Origin of the sequence: Paraburkholderia terricola (assembly GCF_003330825.1) — a bacterium.
GTDB classification, from domain to species: domain Bacteria; phylum Pseudomonadota; class Gammaproteobacteria; order Burkholderiales; family Burkholderiaceae; genus Paraburkholderia; species Paraburkholderia terricola.
Map to the genome: position 1 here is coordinate 3,879,081 of NZ_CP024941.1, position 15,288 is coordinate 3,894,368.

Genomic DNA, 15,288 nt, shown 5'->3' on the forward strand with positions numbered 1-15,288 from the left:
GCCGCGTCGAAAGCTTCTATAACCTGTGTATGAATGGGGCTTAGGCGGGGTCCGGTTCGGCGAGCGCCGCCACCAGTTCCGTCAGCATGTCGGGGTCGAGCGGCTTTTCGATCCAGCCGGTCGCTCCCGCAGCCCGCGCCGCCGCCTTGAAGGAGTCGCCCGATTCCGTCGTGAGGACGAGGATGGGGGTCGCCTGGTAAGCCGGGTTGCCGCGTAGTTCGGCGATCAGATCGAGGCCGGTCTTGCCCGGCATGTGCTGGTCGGTCAGCACGAGGTCGAACGGGATGGCGAGGGCGTTTTCGAGCCCTTCATTGCCGTCCGCCGCGAGCGTCACTTCGTAGCCGGCCGTCGTCAGCGTCGCGGCGAGAATCTGCCGCATCGATGCTGAATCGTCGATTGCCAGGATGTGCCTGATCATGAAAAACCTCGCTGCGCTTACGCTATGGATCGCCGGGCTGTTCGCGCCAGTCGGGCGCGTGAACGGTCAGGCGATCGCCGTTTGTTACTGGGTCGCCCGCGTCGCCGCGGACACCTTCGGTGCAACCGTCACCGGTTGCGCAAGTCTTTGCAGCAGCGGCTTGGATCCGGCTGCGTCGTCCGACAGGGTGGTCGTGGTTGAGTCGTCATGGTTGAGCGCCTCCTCCGACTTCCTGTTCAGCACGATGATGCTGATGCGGCGGTTTTCCGGATCCATCGGGTCCGCCTTGTTCAGGTTCTGCGTCGACGCGAGGCCGAGCACGCGCATCACCTTCGCTTCGTCCATGCCGCCGGCGATCAGCTCGCGGCGCGACGCATTGGCGCGGTCCGCGGACAGTTCCCAGTTGCTGTAGCCCTTCTCGCCGCCCGCGTACTGCGCGGCGTCGGTGTGTCCCTGCACGATGATGCGGTTCGGCACGTCGTTCAGCGTGTGACCGATTTCGCGCAGGATGTCGCGCATGTACGGCTCCACCTGATCTCTCGCCGTGGCGAACATCGGCCGCTTCTGCGAGTCGACGATTTCGATGCGCAAACCGGTCAGCGTCGAATCGATCCGGATCTGCTGCTTGAACTGGCGCAGCACCGGGTTCGCCTCGATCGCGGCCATCAGCTTGACCTGCAGATCGTGCAGACGGACCTGCTCGCGGCGCTCCAGCTCGCCCTGCAACTGCTTGAGCGAGTCTTCCGGCGCATGCGACGCGGTGCGCTCGGCGCGGTTGTTGGTGCCGTCGGTGGAGCGCGTCACGCCCTGCGCGTCGGTCGAGATGTCGCGGCCGCCGCCCTTCAGAATGCTCGAATCCTCGGCGCTGCGGTCGCCGCCCCACAGCGTGATCTTCAACGGCTGGTTGAAGTACTCCGCGATGCCCTTCAACTGCACCGTGGAGGCCGAACTCAGCAGCCACATCAGCAGGAAGAACGCCATCATCGCGGTCATGAAGTCCGCATACGCGAGCTTCCACGCGCCGCCGTGATGGCCCGCCTTCTTCGGCGCGGCGCGTTTGACGACAATGGCGCGGTCTTTGTCCTTGCTCATCGCTTCGGTCCCCGGCGCCCGTTACTTGGCCTTGACCCGGCGCACATGCTCTTCCAGCTCGGCGAACGACGGGCGTTCGGTCGAGAAGAGCACCTTGCGGCCGAATTCGACGGCGATCGCCGGGGCATAGCCGTTCAGGCTGGCGAGAATCGTCACCTTGATGCACTGGAACATCTTGGTCGACTCGGTCACGCGCTGTTCGGCGACGCTCGCGAGCGGCCCGATCAGTCCGTACGAAAGCAGAATGCCGAGGAAGGTGCCGACCAGCGCCTGGGCGATCATCTCGCCGAGCACCGCGGGCGGCTTGTCGGCGGAGGCCATCGTGTGCACCACGCCCATCACCGCGGCCACGATGCCGAACGCCGGCATCGCGTCGCCGACCTTGTTCAGCGCGTGCGCGGGCGCCTCGCCTTCCTGGTGATGCGTTTCGATTTCCTCGTCCATCAGGCTTTCGATCTCGAACGCATTCATGTTGCCGCCCACCATCAGACGCAGATAGTCGGTGAGGAACTCGATAATGTGCTTGTCGGCGAGGATCTTCGGATACTGGGTGAAGATCGGGCTCTTCGACGGATCGTCGATGTCGGCTTCGAGCGTCAGCGTGCCTTCCTTGCGCGCTTTCGCCAGCAGGACGTAGAGGAGCGCCATCAGCTCCATGTACACGTCCTTGTTGTACTTCGCGCCCTTGAACAGGGTTGGAATGACGCGCAGCGTCGCCTTGATCGTCTTCATCCCGTTGCCGAGAATGAACGCGCCCACCCCGGCGCCGACGATCATCAGCACTTCAACGGGCTGCAGCAGCGCGCCGAGATGACCGCCTTCCAGCGCGTAACCGCCGAAAACGGACAAAAGCGTCACGAGTGTTCCCACGAAAATCAGCACTGCGGAGCCCTCACAAAGAAGCGACGGTGACCGTCGTTAAACTGGTTTACGGCAAGCGGGCAGAAAACTTTGACGGAAAAGCGGCCTGCCGCTCCGGTGTAAACCAGAGGCAAGTCACAGCGGCGCAGTTGGGGCCGGCGCTAGGTGGCCTGGCGGAAGGACGCGTCGGGACGGGGTGCGCTCGGGTGCCGGGGCACGCGGGCGGCGGATGACGGGCGCTAGGCGGCGGGCCACCGGCGATGCCGGCCCGCGCGCTGGCGGCCGGGCCGCGACTCAGGCTTCGAGCGCGGCGAGACTCTCGCGGGCCCGGGCGTCGGCGAATTTCTTTGTCTTACCGGCGCGCGAGGGCGGCTGGCAGAGGCCGCAGACGAACGCATGCTGCGGATCGTGCGCATGCGCGACAAAATGCCCGCCGCAGCGGCAGCAGGGCGTCATTTGCAGCATCCCGGAGTCGAAAAAGCGCACCAGGGTCCAGGCGCGCGTGAGACTGAGCACGGGCTCGTCGTCGTGCAACTGGACGTGCTCCTGATAGAGCCGGTAGCTCTTCACGATCGACTGGATCGTCTCGCAGCCGCCATGGCCGGCCATGAAACGGTAGATGTTGTAGAACAGCGACGAGTGAAAGTTCGGCTGCCAGGTCATGAACCAGTCGGTCGAGAACGGCAGCATGCCCTTGGGCGGCGACACCCCTTTCAGTTCCTTGTACAGCTTGATGAGCCGGTCGCGCGACAGGCTGGTTTCAGCCTCCAGCAATTGCAGCCGCGCGCCGAGTTCGATCAGTTCGATCGCGAGGGTGATTTCCCTCACTTCGAGCACCACGCTTTTATAGGCCATCCGCTTGCATTGCCCCCGTCCTGATCGCTTCGTGTGAGGTGCGGGCTGTCATCAGCCGAGTTGCTCGACGGGCTGGCTTGCCATCAGGATCGCGGAATGCGCCTGAGCCACGGCGCTGGATTTGCCCTTGTCCGCCAGAGCGGACAGCACGGCATGGTCATCGAAACGGAAACGGCACAGCACCTGATTGGACGCCGCCAGCTTGACGGTCTGCGCCAACGACAGATTGGCAAGTACGTCGGCTAGCTGGTCCGAAATCCCCATGCGAAACATGCCCATCGGCTTGTCTTCGCGCAGCAGCCGCTGCGCGAGCAGGAGATAGGACAGGTTGACTTCTCTGATCTCATTGAGCATATCGCTTGTCGCGCTCATGATTCCCCCGGGGTGTATCTGGCTGGTCAGGCCGTTACGGAAACGTTTGCTCGAACGCGCGCACTTAAACGCACGAATCGGCTCGTTTCTGGTCTTGCACGCATTGTCTCGAATGGGGGCGCGGACGAAAATCGGACAGACACCCAGCCTGTTTGACGGATTAATCCGCCATTCATGTAGGAATTTTTCCTACACCGCACGAGTGGGAAATGAAGTGAAAGGAAAGTGGGGCAATTCGCTTCAAGCCGCTATGCCATTTGAATTTTTCTTTGACGGCGATGCGAGGGACTCGGGTATCCGAGTGCTTCGCGGCGCGCCCCTCGGATGGGTGAAAAACAATTATAAGACGTTTTCACCTCTGCGTAACACGCCCGATATAGGCGCCTTTCGCGTGTCAGGCGCGCTCCTTGCTACTGGCCTGCGCGGCTTTGACAGCGTGCGGGCAAGGCGGCCGCGAATATCGCCGAGTCGCTGGTACGGTCTTTCGGATAAACCTGTAACGGCCCATGTTTCCCGCTGTAACAACATTAAGCGTTTGAAAAATAACTCGAATTGGCGCGGCCAATCCCGATAATGAAGCTAAGGGATTACCCGATGCAGGTTCGGAGCACCCCCGGGCGGCGGCTAACCGCGCCCAACCGTCCGTCAGGCATTCGCTCCTCGCTCTACTCGAGCGCCGCTGTGCGAAGCCGTTCTGAATAGGAGAATACGCATGCGAATCGCACAAATTGCGCCGTTGTACGAAGCCGTCCCGCCGAAACTGTACGGCGGCACCGAACGCGTGGTGTCGTACCTGACCGAAGCGCTGGTCGACCTCGGCCACGACGTAACGCTCTTTGCGAGCGGCGACTCGGTGACTTCCGCGAACCTCGACGCCTGCTGGCCTCGCGCGCTGCGCCTCGATCCCACGATCCGCGACGCGCTCGCTCCGCACGTGCTGATGATGGAGAAGGTGCGCAAGGTGGCGCACGAATTCGACGTACTTCACTTTCACCTCGACTACATGCCGTTCCCGCTGTTCACGACGATGGACACCCCGTTCGTGACCACGCTGCACGGTCGGCTGGACCTGCCGGAGTTACAACCGGTATTCGACGCTTTTTCAAATGTGCCGGTGGTGTCGATTTCCGATTCGCAACGCGTGCCGCTGCCGCAGGCGAACTGGCTCAACACGATTTACCACGGCTTGCCCGACCAATTGCTGACGCCGCAGGCGCACAAGAAGCCGGAGTACCTGGCGTTTCTCGGTCGTATCTGTCCGGAGAAGCGCGTCGATACAGCTATCAAGATCGCTGCACAAAGCGGTTTGCCGCTGAAGATCGCCGCCAAGGTGGACAAGGTCGACCAGGACTATTTCAAGCGCGAGATCGAGCCGCTGCTGTCGCAGGCGCACGTGGAATTCGTCGGCGAGATCAACGAGGCGCAGAAGCCCGAGTTTCTGTCGGGCGCCAAGGCGCTGCTGTTCCCGATCGACTGGTCGGAGCCGTTCGGCCTCGTGATGATCGAATCGATGGCGTGCGGCACGCCGGTGATCGCGTTCAACCGCGGCTCGGTGCCGGAAGTGATCGACCACGGCGTGACCGGCTACATCGTGGAGGACGTCCAAGGCGCCGTGGCCGCGCTGCAGCGTCTGGACGAACTGTCGCGCACCGAAATCCGCGCGCAGTTCGAACGCCGTTTCAGTTCGACGACGATGGCGCAGAACTACGTCGACAGCTATTCGGCACTGATCGAAGCGACGCGCCGCCCGGTGCTGCGCCAGGTGGCGGTTGGCTGACAGGCGAAGCGCGAGCGGTTGATGCGTTTTTGCAATGAACAGGCGGCTATTATTTCTGCCGCCTGTGCCGCTTTCCTTTTCGCCGGTCAATTCGCAGGGAATTCACGATGTGAATCGTTTGCGCGCCCGGCAACTCGGGAGTTTCGCTCCCTTTCTCCAGAAAAAAGCCGCCCTTAAGGGTGGCTTTTTTTACGCGGCATGGATGCGCTTCCAACGTTCGATTAGAGCGAAGCGAATAAAGATCGAGTACCGCCAACCTTCATTCAGCTTTCGCACCGGCGGCCAATCGGCTTAAGCCGCGCCAATCAGAAAACGTTCGCGATTCTTGCCGACGATCCACTTGGGCGGCTTGCCGCGCCCGCTCCATGTATTTCCCGACTTCGGATCCTGGTACTTCGCCGGCAGCGGCGCCTTCTTGGGCGGACGGCCGCGCTTGGCGGCCACGGCGAAGCCGAGGTCCTGCGCGGTGAGACCGTATTCGGCGATCTTTTGGCGGATGTCGGCGACAACATTGTCGATTTCCGTACGACGGGCTTCTTCAGCCTGTGCCTGTAATTTGGCGATCTGCGCCTTGAGGTCTGCATATTGAGACATTGTGGTTCTCCCCTTTCTGAACTCATTCGCTCGAAGATTAACTGCAATTATGCGGATTCGCAATGGCGAACAATACCGATTTAGGACGATATCATCTGATAATAATTAAGCGTCGTTGAATTGTTAAACGACATCTTTATTCGCCAATAAGAGGTAAAGCCGGTCTCGGTATTGACAATTCTTGACACCTGCTTTGTCCGGCTTTCCCTAGAATTGCGCATTCCCAAGATGCGCGGGCGCACGTAGCCGTCCGTGTCCCCAAGAGCGTCTGTCTTTTTAGGATCACCAATCATGCAGTTGTCAAAGCGCCTCGCGGCCGAACTTTTCGGCACTTTCTGGCTTGTGCTCGGCGGGTGCGGCAGCGCGGTTCTCGCCGCCAACTTCGCCGGCCCGGTCCACGGTTTGGGCATCGGCTTCGTGGGCGTGTCGCTTGCCTTCGGCCTGACTGTCCTCACCATGGCTTTTGCGATCGGCCACATTTCCGGCTGCCACCTGAATCCGGCGGTGAGCGTCGGCCTGACCGTCGCCGGGCGTTTTCCGGCTCGCGACCTGCTGCCGTACATCGTCGCGCAAGTGATCGGCGCGGTGCTGGGCGCGCTGGTGCTGTCGTTGATCGCCTCCGGCAAGCCCGGCTTCGATCTGATCGCCAGCGGCTTCGCCAGCAACGGCTATGGCGAGCGCTCGCCGGGCCATTACTCGCTCGCGGCCGCGTTCATTTGCGAAGTGGTAATGACCGGCTTCTTTCTGTTCGTCATCCTCGGCGCGACCGACAAGCGCGCGCCGGCTGGTTTTGCACCAATCGCGATCGGCCTGTGCCTCACACTCATTCACCTGATCTCGATCCCGGTCACGAACACGTCGGTCAACCCGGCTCGTTCCACCGGCCCGGCGCTGTTTGTCGGCGGCGCGGCGATGGATCAGTTGTGGATGTTCTGGGTCGCACCGATCATCGGTGCGGTGATCGCAGGTGTGCTGTACCCGCTCATCGCGGAAAGCCGCAGCGGCAAGTCGCAGAAACTGGCAATCGACTAACCGGCGAGTGCATTTGCGAGACTGTTGGAACGGGCGCTAAGGCGCCCGTTTTGTTTGGCGCCAGAGCTCGGCCGTTTGACCGTGGCCGGAATCACAACGATCGTCATTGGGGGCCGCGATGGTCGAGGCGACTACGGCGATCGCCGCGGCGGATGGCACGGCTGATCGTCAGGCCCGGCAAGGCGCGGCGGACGCGGCTTGATGGCCCGACGCTCGTTGCGGCTGCTCGCGAAGGCATCAAGGCACAGCGCGCGCCGCAGCCCGAACACGACGAATAATCGGCCCGCGTCCACGAAGGTGGATGCGGACCGATTTCATTTTCAGGCCATCAGGCTATCAATTCGTCGTCGATCGAGAAGAGCTTGCGCAGATGGTGCGCAACGCCCGCTTCGAAGTTGTTGCCGATGCGCGGCACGTTCGGCAGGCGCGTGATGAGGTCGGGATTGGCATTGTTCATCATGAACGGATGACCGGCCGTCTCCAGCAGGTCGATATCGTTCATGTTGTCGCCGAATGCCACGCACAGCGACGCATCGACGCCGAGGCGCTCGAGCACGATCTGCAAGGCGCGGCCCTTCGACACGTTCGACGTCATCACTTCCAGACAGTCCGGCAGCGAGTAGGTGACATAGAGCGCGTCGCCAAACTCGCGCGCGAGATTCGCCGCCACCAGCGCGAGATCGGCAGGCTCGCCGATATAGAGCGCCTTTGCGATGTCGACGCCGTCGTGATTCGGCAGGTCCGTCACCTCGTAGGTGAAACCGGAGTCCTGGTGATATTTCAGCAGATGCGGCGCATGGCGGTCGATCAGCCACGCCTGGTCGGCGAACAGGTTGACGATCACACGGCCATGCGCGCCGGCGATTTCGGGCAGGACAAGCCGTTGCACAATTGCCGGCGGCAGATCGTCCGCGTGGAGGACCGTATTGTCGGGCGCGTGGATGCGCGCGCCATTCGAGGTGATCAGATACGGGCTGATGCCCAGTAAGTCGCGAATGCCCGCGACGTCGCAGTAATGGCGGCCCGTGGCAATCACGAACCGCACGCCGTCGCTTTCCAGCTTGCGCACGGTAGCGACGGTGAACGGGTCGAGCTGGTGGTCGGCGTTGAGTAGCGTGCCGTCGAGATCCGTGGCGATGACTTTATACATGTGCGGGCAGCCGGGCAGCGTCAAAGCATGCATTTTACCGTTGCCCGCCCGGTTCGCCGGCTCGCGCTCGCGATGCACCAACCCCATGCGCTCATTCTCACCCCGTGAGGCGAGCCGCTTCCCGCTGCGCGAGCCGCAAGCCGCCATGCGCGGAATCGGCCAAGGGTTCGCGCAAGCGCGCCTGGTAAATCTGCGGCACGTATTCGCGCAACGGTGCGCCCAGCCCGCCGCACAACGCAATCGGCAAGCTCGCCGACGGGTCGAGCGCCGCGATCATCTTCCCCACTTCAGCGCCCGCCTCGCCGAGCAGCCGCGCCGCGAACGGATGCGTGCGATGCGCGATGACGATCGGCGCGAGCCTCGCATACGCGGTCTGATTGGCCTCGCATAGCCAGACCACGAGGGCGTCGCGGTCGTGCGCGCCGGTATGGGCGAGCAGCGCTTGCGCCAGATCGTCGTTGGGTCCGCGACCGTCGAGCGCGTGCTGCGCGTGCACGATGGCGCGCACTCCGAGCCAGGCGCCGCTCGCCTCATCACCCGATGGGAAACCGTAGCCGCTGACAATCCGGCACTCGCCGTCAGCGCCGAGCGCGGCCGCGACACTGCCGGTGCCAAGCGCGACGATCACGCCTTGCGCGCCGCCGTGCGCACCCAGCAAGGTCGTGTAGGCATCGCTTTCAATGGCGAGCCCGGCTAGCGCGGGCGCCCGCGCCCGAAAGGCGCTCAACCAGTCGCGATTGTTGACTCCTGCCAAGCCGCAGCCGAGCACGCAGCGCGACCAGTCCAGCGTTGCGCCGACGCTTGCGAATGCGTCGGCGCAACCGGCCGTGATTGCCTCCCAAGCCCGTTCCACGCCGAGCCCCAAACCCGATGGTGCGCCCGCCGCCTGCGCCAGTTCACGGCCGCGCGCGTCGCCGAGCACGACTCGCGTACCGCTGCCGCCGCCGTCAATGCCGATCAGAAAAAAGTCGTTGTTCATCGAATCGAATGGGTTCGGGTGGGAATAACGCATAGCGTGGCAGGTCAGTTTCAATCCCGCAATCGGCCAAACGGCCAGCTTGCGGCGCGCCCGGCTTCCGCTATGCTGGCGGTCGCCATCACAACGCAGGAGCGCGACAGTGACTGAACGATGCAACTGGGTGTCGAGCGAAGCGCTCGCACACTACCACGACACCGAATGGGGCGTGCCCTCGCGCGACGACCGGCATCTGTTCGAGATGCTCGTACTGGAGGGCGCGCAGGCGGGTTTGTCCTGGTCCACGATTCTCAATAAGCGGGCCGGCTATCGCCGCGCTTTTGCCGATTTCGACATCGACAAGGTGGCGCGCTTTACGCCGAAACAGGTGGAAGCGCTGGTGCTGGACGAAGGAATCGTCCGCCACCGCGGCAAGATCGAAGCGGCCGTCAACAACGCTCGCGCCGTGCAGCAGATTCAGGCGGAACATGGGTCGCTCGCCAACTTCGTCTGGTCGTTCGTCGACCAGACGCCGATCCAGAACGAGTGGGCGTCGTATAAGCAGGCGCCTGCGTCGACGGAGGTGTCGGACGCGCTCAGCAAGGGGTTGAAGCGTTACGGCTGCAAGTTCGTCGGCTCGACTATCTGTTACGCGTTCATGCAGGCTGTCGGCATGGTGAACGACCATGAGGCGAACTGCATGTGCCGCGCGCGATGCGTGGCGCTCGCCAAGAAGGAACGCAACCGGAAAGCGGGTTGAGACGGTTGCGGTTCATCGCGGCTGGGAGGTCGACGCGCCATCGGGTAAAGCCCTGCTGCGCTTTCTGGCGCGATCGGTCGTTATATGGTTATGAGCGCGGCGCGGTCGAGGACCAGAAGCCGAATCCGTGAATTGAAGGTGTTTCGCGTTGTTAGTCCGAAGTTGGTAAATCGGCGCCAACGGGATACTTCAACTCATGCGCTGAATCAATGACCAACCGCTGTGCAAACGCGTGGGGACGACCATGAAGACGCTTAACTTCCTGACGCATCAGGACATTTTCGACCAGGCCGTGGGGCACCTGTTCGACCAGAAACGCGCTGCGCTGCTGCCCCGCGGCGGCGGCGCCTACCGCGGCTATTGCGGCGGCTGCCCGGTGGGCAACTTCATCAAGCCACGCGACTATATGACCGCGATGGAAGGCGTCCCGGTGCGCTATATCGGCAAAATGCCCGCTGAGGTGCCCGCCTATATGGACGTTGGCGTATCGGCACTGAAAAATGCGCTCTTGCGCGCGCGCATCAACGTGTACGACCAGGCCACCGTCGATCTGCTCAGTTGCCTGCAAAACGTGCACGACGTCTTCGGTACTTGGGAATGGCGTGAGCGTTTGACCTCGATCGCCCGCCAGTTCGGACTGTCCGCTGAGAGACTGAAGAGCGCCGCATAACACTCGGCAATAGCGCAACAAGACGCCCCGGCACGGCAACGGACGAACCAGCGTCAAAAAAAGCCGGCACTCGAAACGCGACACGCCCAAAAAGCAAAACGGCGATGTGGCTTCTTTCGAAGCTCACACCGCCGTTCGGCCGTGCGGAAAAAACGTGCTTAGTGCAGCTTTTTCGGCAGCATCTGGCTACGCAGACGCTTGTGCAGACGCTTCACAGCAGCTGCCTTCTTGCGCTTACGCGCCGTGGTCGGCTTTTCGTACGATTGGCGCTCACGCAGTTCTGCGATCAGGCCATTTTTTTCGATAGCACGACGAAAGCGGCGAATCGCCACTTCGAACGGCTCGTTTTCTTTCAGAAGAATCGTCGTCATGTAATTCCTAACTCAATCACTTGATATGGGTTGATTGCGTGGCGGGAGACCGCTCACGCGCCGGCCCTCCGGTCGCTCCGATTCATGGCCAGTAACAGGCAAACGCGGGAAGAACCCGGCCAAACCATGAATGAAACGAGAGGCAAAGCGGCCACGGAGGCCGGAAAAGAGAGGTGCGGAGCTCACCGCGGAACGCGGACAGACGTATTGCAAAATGCCGCGCCTGCTGCCGTTTCGCCTAGCTTTCACCAACGAAAAACATTGACGAAACCGGCAAAGATCTCAATTCACTCCCGATAATATCAGGAAACCGCCCATCGTACCAGGGGTTTAGGGATTCCGCCAGGTCCATCGAGCGATCATGCGCTCGCCTCGTCCAGTTCGCGGATATCGGCGCCGGTCAGCACCAGGTGGACGGCCGCCGCCAGGCTGTTGAGCTGCTCGACCGAAGTCGCGCTGGCGATCGGCGCGGTCACGCTCGGCCGCGCGATCAGCCACGCCAGCGCGACAGTAGCCGGCGTGCTGCCGTGCCGCTCGGCGACGCGGTCGAGCGCGCCCAGAATCCGCAGACCGCGCTCGTCGAGGTACCTCTCGACCCGGCTGCCGCGCGCCTTATTGACCAGATCCGCCGGCGAGCGGTACTTGCCGGACAGAAAGCCGCTTGCAAGGCTGTAGTACACCACCACGCCGAGTTGGCGGGCGAGCGCCACCGGTTCGATATCGCTTTCGTATTCGGCGCGGTCGTACAGGTTGTACTCCGGCTGCAACAATTGATATTCGGGCAGACCGTGCCGGCGGGACACGGCGAGCGCTTCCTCGATACGCGCGCCGCCGTAGTTCGAGGCGCCGATCACCCGCACCTTGCCCGCCTCGATCAGCTTCTGGTAGGCGCCCAGCGTTTCCGCGAGCGGCGTGTCGGCGTCGTCGTCGTGGGAAAAGTAGATGTCGACGTAATCGGTTTGCAAGCGTCGCAGCGAGTCCTCGAGCGCCGCCTGGATGTTGGCCGCCGACAGCCCCTTGCGCCGCGGATGCTTGGACACCTTGGTGGCGAGCACGATCCGGTCGCGCCGGCCACTCTTGCGCAACCACTTGCCGATGATGCTCTCCGACTCGCCGCCCTGGTTGCCGGGCACCCACGCCGAATAGACATCGGCGGTATCGATGAAGTCGAGACCGGCATCCACGAACGCATCCAGGATCGAAAACGAGGTCGCTTCGTCTGCGGTCCAGCCGAATACATTGCCGCCGAACATGAGCGGCGCCACCTCCAGTTCCGAACGTCCAATCCTGCGCTTTTGCATGATTTCTCCTGGCTTTTTCACGAGAGCAATCGAGAATACGCCGTCTCCCGGATGCCTGCAGCAAAGCGTGCCGGCCGGGCCGCAAGCCTTGCCTGGCGGCGCTCGGGGCGCCAGGCAAGGCAAACGTTTGGGCCCCCATTACAGAAAGTTCCTCAAGTTTTTTTTAGAGGGGCCGTCAACCTTCACTGAGGCGGCCAGCAATGAACGAGTGCTTCCGCCGATGCCAAACCTGGCGTACTGGGCTCAAGGCTTATTTAGGAGATTTTCCATGCTCGGAATCAATAGCAACATCAACTCGCTGGTTGCACAGCAAAACCTTAATGGCTCGCAAAGCGCCCTTTCGCAAGCCATCACCCGCCTGTCGTCGGGCAAGCGCATCAACAGCGCAGCCGACGATGCGGCAGGTCTCGCGATCTCGACGCGTATGCAAACGCAGATCAACGGCCTGAACCAGGGCGTGTCGAATGCGAACGACGGCGTGTCGATGATCCAGACCGCCTCGAGCGCACTGTCCTCGCTGACCTCGAGCCTGCAACGTATCCGCCAACTGGCCGTGCAGGCATCGACCGGTTCGCTGTCGTCGAGCGACCAGGCCGCGCTGCAGAAGGAAGTCGCCGCGCAAGTCTCGGAAGTGAACCGTATTGCGTCGCAAACGACGTACAACGGCACGAACATTCTGGACGGCTCGGCAGGCAGCGTGACGTTCCAGGTCGGCGCGAACGTCGGTCAAACGATCAGCCTGGATCTGAGCCAGTCGATGTCGGCTGCGAAGATCGGCGGCGGTCTGGTGCAAACGGGTCAAACCGTCGGCACGGTGTCGGTCAGCCTGGACGCTGCTGGCGCCTACACGGCTACCGGCGCGACGATCACCGCGGTCAACGTGCTGTCGGACGGCAAGGGCGGCTACACGTTCACGGACCAGAACAACCAGGCGATCAACTCGACCGTCGCCGGCGCGATCTTCAGCACGGGCACGCAGTCGGGCACCGGCACCGCCATCACGACCCTGGCGCTCAGCGCCGGTGCAACGACGACGGCAGGCGCGGGTTCCGCTGCTCAGGTCGCGGCAGTTGCGCAGATCAACGCGATCAACAGCCCGCCGACGGTTTCGGGCCTCGACATCAGCACGGTCACGGGCGCGAACCAGGCACTGGTCTCCATCGACAATGCACTGCAGACGGTGAACAACCTGCAAGCATCGCTCGGTGCCGCGCAAAACCGCTTCACCGCAATCGCAACCTCGCAGCAAGCTGAATCGACGGACCTGTCGTCGGCACAGTCGCAAATCACGGACGCCAACTTCGCACAGGAAACGGCGAATCTGAGCAAGGCGCAAGTGTTGCAGCAAGCGGGTATCTCGGTGTTGGCGCAAGCTAACTCCAACCCGCAGCAAGTTCTGAAGCTCCTGCAGTAAGAGCCGACGCGGCAACGGTGATGCGCCGCGCGAGAAGCGCGGCGCATCACCGGTTTCAAGCAACGGGAGGCATGCCTCCCGCTCTGCATTTGCATGACCCAGTGATGTAGTATCGCGCACCACCTAATACAGATTCCTAGACGCCGGAGCCTCTGCATGTCCACGATCTCAACCTCGTCTGCCACAGCAAGCGCCAACGCCGCGCTGCAGTCGGCCGCTCAGTCGATCATCAGTGGTTCGACGGGTAATTCGTCGATGGACGTGTCGTCGCTCGTCACGGCACTCGTCAACGCCAAGACCGCGGGACAAACCGCGACGCTGGCGGCGCAACAAAGCAAGGACAACACCACGCTGTCCGCTTACGGCGCACTGAGCTCCGCGCTCGCCGCACTGCAGTCGGGCGTCACGAACCTCGCCAACGGCACCACGCTGTCGTCCTTCGCGGCCACCGCGAGCGGCACCGGGCTGACCGCGACAGCCGGCGTCGGCGCCGTGGCCGGCACCTACTCGGTCGCGGTCACGCAGATCGCCAGCTCGCAGGCATTGTCCTCGGCGGCCTTCGGCACCAGCGCGCAACTGGGCACCGGCACGCTGTCGATCGCGCTCGGCGGCAAGTCGATGGACATCAGCATCGACAACACCAACAACACGCTCTCGGGCATCGCGTCGGCAATCAACGCCAGCAGCAACAACCCCGGCGTCACGGCGACCATCGTGACCGGCACGGACGGCGCCCACCTCGTGCTGCGCGCGGCGAACACCGGCGCGTCGAACGTGATCAACGTGTCGACCAGCAACGTCACGAGCGACAACGGACTTTCGAGCCTCGGCGTGACCTCGACCGCGAGCACCACCGGCGGCCAGTCGTCGATCGTCTCGGCGAATGCCGGCAGCGCCTGGACGCAAAGCGGCTACGCGCAGGACGCGCAGTTCACGGTTGGCGGGATCGCGGCCAGCAGCTCGAGCAACGCCGTGACCGGGGCCATTTCGGGTGTCTCGATAAACTTGGCCGCGGCATCCGCGGGGACCACGCAGACGCTGACCATTGCGCAGGACACCGCCTCGCAGAACACCGCGATCACCAATTTCGTGAGCCTCTACAACACTGTCATCGCGACGATGGCCACGCTCACCTCGTACAACGCCGGATCGTCGCAGCAAGGCGCGCTGCTGGGCGACTCCACACTGCAGACGATCAAGAACACGCTGGCGACGATCATTGGCGGCGCGGTCGGCTCGGGCAGCACCGGCGCCACGCTGGCGGCGATCGGCATCACGCTGAAGGACGACCCGGCGGACGGCACGCTGGTGGTCGACAACAACAAGCTGAACACCGCCCTCACGAGCAGCCCGGCTACCGTCGCCACGCTGTTCAACACGACCAACGGTATTGCCGAGCAGTTGAACACGAGCATTACCAACTTCACGAAGACCGGCGGCATTATCGACACGCGCAAGACCGCGCTGAACGCCGACCTCAAGAGCATCACCACGCAGCAAACCGCCCTCGCCGACTACACCACGCAGTTGACGGATCAGTACCAGGCGCAGTTCACCGCCCTGAACACGTTGATGGCGACCATGAACAACAACTCGGCCTACCTGACCGCGCTGTTCGGCGGCAAGGACAGCGCCGGCGCGATGGCCACCAACAAGAGCTAAGCCA

General features: G+C 62.8%; 17 protein-coding genes. 7 read left to right on the plus strand and 10 right to left on the minus strand.

All coding sequences use genetic code 11. From position 1 onward, the window contains the following. Positions 1-40: 40 nt before the first annotated feature. The 5 genes from CUJ90_RS17545 to flhD all read right to left on the minus strand — a co-directional run bounded on the left by CUJ90_RS17545 (position 41) and on the right by flhD (position 3,598). The gene (locus CUJ90_RS17545; protein WP_073427788.1) at positions 41-418 is read right to left on the minus strand and encodes a response regulator; all 378 of its coding nucleotides are present in this window, start codon (positions 416-418) and stop codon (positions 41-43) included. 84 nt (positions 419-502) lie between these two features. Next, positions 503-1,510 carry a flagellar motor protein MotB gene (motB, locus tag CUJ90_RS17550; RefSeq protein WP_073427789.1) on the minus strand — a complete coding sequence of 336 codons (1,008 nt, stop codon included), beginning with the start codon at positions 1,508-1,510 and terminating at the stop codon, positions 503-505. 21 nt (positions 1,511-1,531) lie between these two features. Next, positions 1,532-2,392: a flagellar motor stator protein MotA gene (gene motA / locus CUJ90_RS17555; protein ID WP_073427790.1), complete on the minus strand. Its 861-nt coding sequence runs from the start codon at positions 2,390-2,392 to the stop codon at positions 1,532-1,534. A gap of 273 nt (positions 2,393-2,665) precedes the next feature. Beyond that, entirely contained in the window at positions 2,666-3,226 is a 561-nt protein-coding gene (gene flhC, locus CUJ90_RS17560; protein ID WP_073427791.1) for a flagellar transcriptional regulator FlhC, read from the minus strand. A gap of 51 nt (positions 3,227-3,277) precedes the next feature. Beyond that, the gene (flhD, locus tag CUJ90_RS17565) at positions 3,278-3,598 is read right to left on the minus strand and encodes a flagellar transcriptional regulator FlhD (protein ID WP_013589958.1); all 321 of its coding nucleotides are present in this window, start codon (positions 3,596-3,598) and stop codon (positions 3,278-3,280) included. Between the two features lie 712 nt (positions 3,599-4,310). Between flhD and CUJ90_RS17570 the strand changes: the two genes are divergently transcribed. Continuing rightward, the gene (locus CUJ90_RS17570; protein WP_073427793.1) at positions 4,311-5,375 is read left to right on the plus strand and encodes a glycosyltransferase family 4 protein; all 1,065 of its coding nucleotides are present in this window, start codon (positions 4,311-4,313) and stop codon (positions 5,373-5,375) included. Between the two features lie 291 nt (positions 5,376-5,666). Here the strand turns inward: CUJ90_RS17570 and CUJ90_RS17575 are convergent, their stop codons facing one another. Next, entirely contained in the window at positions 5,667-5,969 is a 303-nt protein-coding gene (locus CUJ90_RS17575) for an H-NS histone family protein (protein WP_007179981.1), read from the minus strand. Positions 5,970-6,260: 291 nt separating this feature from the next. On the opposite strand from CUJ90_RS17575, the gene aqpZ reads away from it, so the two are divergent. Continuing rightward, positions 6,261-7,001, plus strand: coding sequence for an aquaporin Z (aqpZ, locus tag CUJ90_RS17580; protein ID WP_073427794.1), 741 nt, complete (start codon positions 6,261-6,263; stop codon positions 6,999-7,001). Positions 7,002-7,153: 152 nt separating this feature from the next. Then, on the plus strand, positions 7,154-7,279 hold the full coding sequence (locus tag CUJ90_RS33600) for a hypothetical protein (protein ID WP_268801984.1): 126 nt from the start codon (positions 7,154-7,156) through the stop codon (positions 7,277-7,279). A gap of 50 nt (positions 7,280-7,329) precedes the next feature. On the opposite strand, the gene CUJ90_RS17585 is transcribed toward CUJ90_RS33600, so the two are convergent. Both CUJ90_RS17585 and CUJ90_RS17590 read right to left on the minus strand, forming a co-directional pair. After that, complete coding sequence (locus tag CUJ90_RS17585; protein ID WP_114163590.1) at positions 7,330-8,151, minus strand: Cof-type HAD-IIB family hydrolase; 822 nt, start codon at positions 8,149-8,151, stop codon at positions 7,330-7,332. A gap of 97 nt (positions 8,152-8,248) precedes the next feature. Next, positions 8,249-9,130 (minus strand): glucosamine kinase nucleotide-binding domain-containing protein, encoded by an 882-nt coding sequence (locus CUJ90_RS17590; RefSeq protein ID WP_114163591.1) that lies wholly within the window; start codon positions 9,128-9,130, stop codon positions 8,249-8,251. A gap of 139 nt (positions 9,131-9,269) precedes the next feature. Between CUJ90_RS17590 and CUJ90_RS17595 the strand changes: the two genes are divergently transcribed. Both CUJ90_RS17595 and CUJ90_RS17600 read left to right on the plus strand, forming a co-directional pair. Next, a complete protein-coding gene (locus CUJ90_RS17595) occupies positions 9,270-9,866 on the plus strand; it encodes a DNA-3-methyladenine glycosylase I (RefSeq protein ID WP_073427795.1) in 597 nt (198 codons plus the stop codon). Between the two features lie 244 nt (positions 9,867-10,110). Next, positions 10,111-10,536 carry a hypothetical protein gene (locus tag CUJ90_RS17600; RefSeq protein WP_114163296.1) on the plus strand — a complete coding sequence of 142 codons (426 nt, stop codon included), beginning with the start codon at positions 10,111-10,113 and terminating at the stop codon, positions 10,534-10,536. A 158-nt stretch (positions 10,537-10,694) separates the two neighbouring features. Here the strand turns inward: CUJ90_RS17600 and rpsU are convergent, their stop codons facing one another. Together rpsU and CUJ90_RS17610 are read right to left on the minus strand one after the other, a co-directional pair. Beyond that, positions 10,695-10,907: a 30S ribosomal protein S21 gene (gene rpsU / locus CUJ90_RS17605; RefSeq protein ID WP_006050883.1), complete on the minus strand. Its 213-nt coding sequence runs from the start codon at positions 10,905-10,907 to the stop codon at positions 10,695-10,697. Positions 10,908-11,266: 359 nt separating this feature from the next. Then, positions 11,267-12,208, minus strand: coding sequence for an aldo/keto reductase (locus CUJ90_RS17610; protein WP_114163297.1), 942 nt, complete (start codon positions 12,206-12,208; stop codon positions 11,267-11,269). A gap of 268 nt (positions 12,209-12,476) precedes the next feature. On the opposite strand from CUJ90_RS17610, the gene CUJ90_RS17615 reads away from it, so the two are divergent. Beyond that, entirely contained in the window at positions 12,477-13,622 is a 1,146-nt protein-coding gene (locus CUJ90_RS17615; protein WP_073427797.1) for a flagellin, read from the plus strand. Between the two features lie 156 nt (positions 13,623-13,778). After that, positions 13,779-15,284, plus strand: coding sequence for a flagellar filament capping protein FliD (fliD, locus tag CUJ90_RS17620; RefSeq protein WP_114163298.1), 1,506 nt, complete (start codon positions 13,779-13,781; stop codon positions 15,282-15,284). Positions 15,285-15,288 lie beyond the last annotated feature (4 nt).

Excerpts from the sequence above, each read along its gene's own strand:
- CUJ90_RS17585 (WP_114163590.1), bottom strand. The coding sequence starts at position 8,151 with ATGTATAAAGTCATCGCCACGGATCTCGACGGCACGCTACTCAACGCC.
- CUJ90_RS17615 (WP_073427797.1), top strand. The coding sequence starts at position 12,477 with ATGCTCGGAATCAATAGCAACATCAACTCGCTGGTTGCACAGCAAAAC.
- CUJ90_RS17570 (WP_073427793.1), top strand. The coding sequence starts at position 4,311 with ATGCGAATCGCACAAATTGCGCCGTTGTACGAAGCCGTCCCGCCGAAA.
- CUJ90_RS17600 (WP_114163296.1), top strand. The coding sequence starts at position 10,111 with ATGAAGACGCTTAACTTCCTGACGCATCAGGACATTTTCGACCAGGCC.
- rpsU (WP_006050883.1), bottom strand. The coding sequence starts at position 10,907 with ATGACGACGATTCTTCTGAAAGAAAACGAGCCGTTCGAAGTGGCGATT.
- aqpZ (WP_073427794.1), top strand. The coding sequence starts at position 6,261 with ATGCAGTTGTCAAAGCGCCTCGCGGCCGAACTTTTCGGCACTTTCTGG.
- flhD (WP_013589958.1), bottom strand. The coding sequence starts at position 3,598 with ATGAGCGCGACAAGCGATATGCTCAATGAGATCAGAGAAGTCAACCTG.
- CUJ90_RS33600 (WP_268801984.1), top strand. The coding sequence starts at position 7,154 with ATGGCACGGCTGATCGTCAGGCCCGGCAAGGCGCGGCGGACGCGGCTT.
- motB (WP_073427789.1), bottom strand. The coding sequence starts at position 1,510 with ATGAGCAAGGACAAAGACCGCGCCATTGTCGTCAAACGCGCCGCGCCG.
- fliD (WP_114163298.1), top strand. The coding sequence starts at position 13,779 with ATGTCCACGATCTCAACCTCGTCTGCCACAGCAAGCGCCAACGCCGCG.
- CUJ90_RS17575 (WP_007179981.1), bottom strand. The coding sequence starts at position 5,969 with ATGTCTCAATATGCAGACCTCAAGGCGCAGATCGCCAAATTACAGGCA.
- CUJ90_RS17590 (WP_114163591.1), bottom strand. The coding sequence starts at position 9,130 with ATGAACAACGACTTTTTTCTGATCGGCATTGACGGCGGCGGCAGCGGT.
- CUJ90_RS17610 (WP_114163297.1), bottom strand. The coding sequence starts at position 12,208 with ATGCAAAAGCGCAGGATTGGACGTTCGGAACTGGAGGTGGCGCCGCTC.
- CUJ90_RS17545 (WP_073427788.1), bottom strand. The coding sequence starts at position 418 with ATGATCAGGCACATCCTGGCAATCGACGATTCAGCATCGATGCGGCAG.
- flhC (WP_073427791.1), bottom strand. The coding sequence starts at position 3,226 with ATGGCCTATAAAAGCGTGGTGCTCGAAGTGAGGGAAATCACCCTCGCG.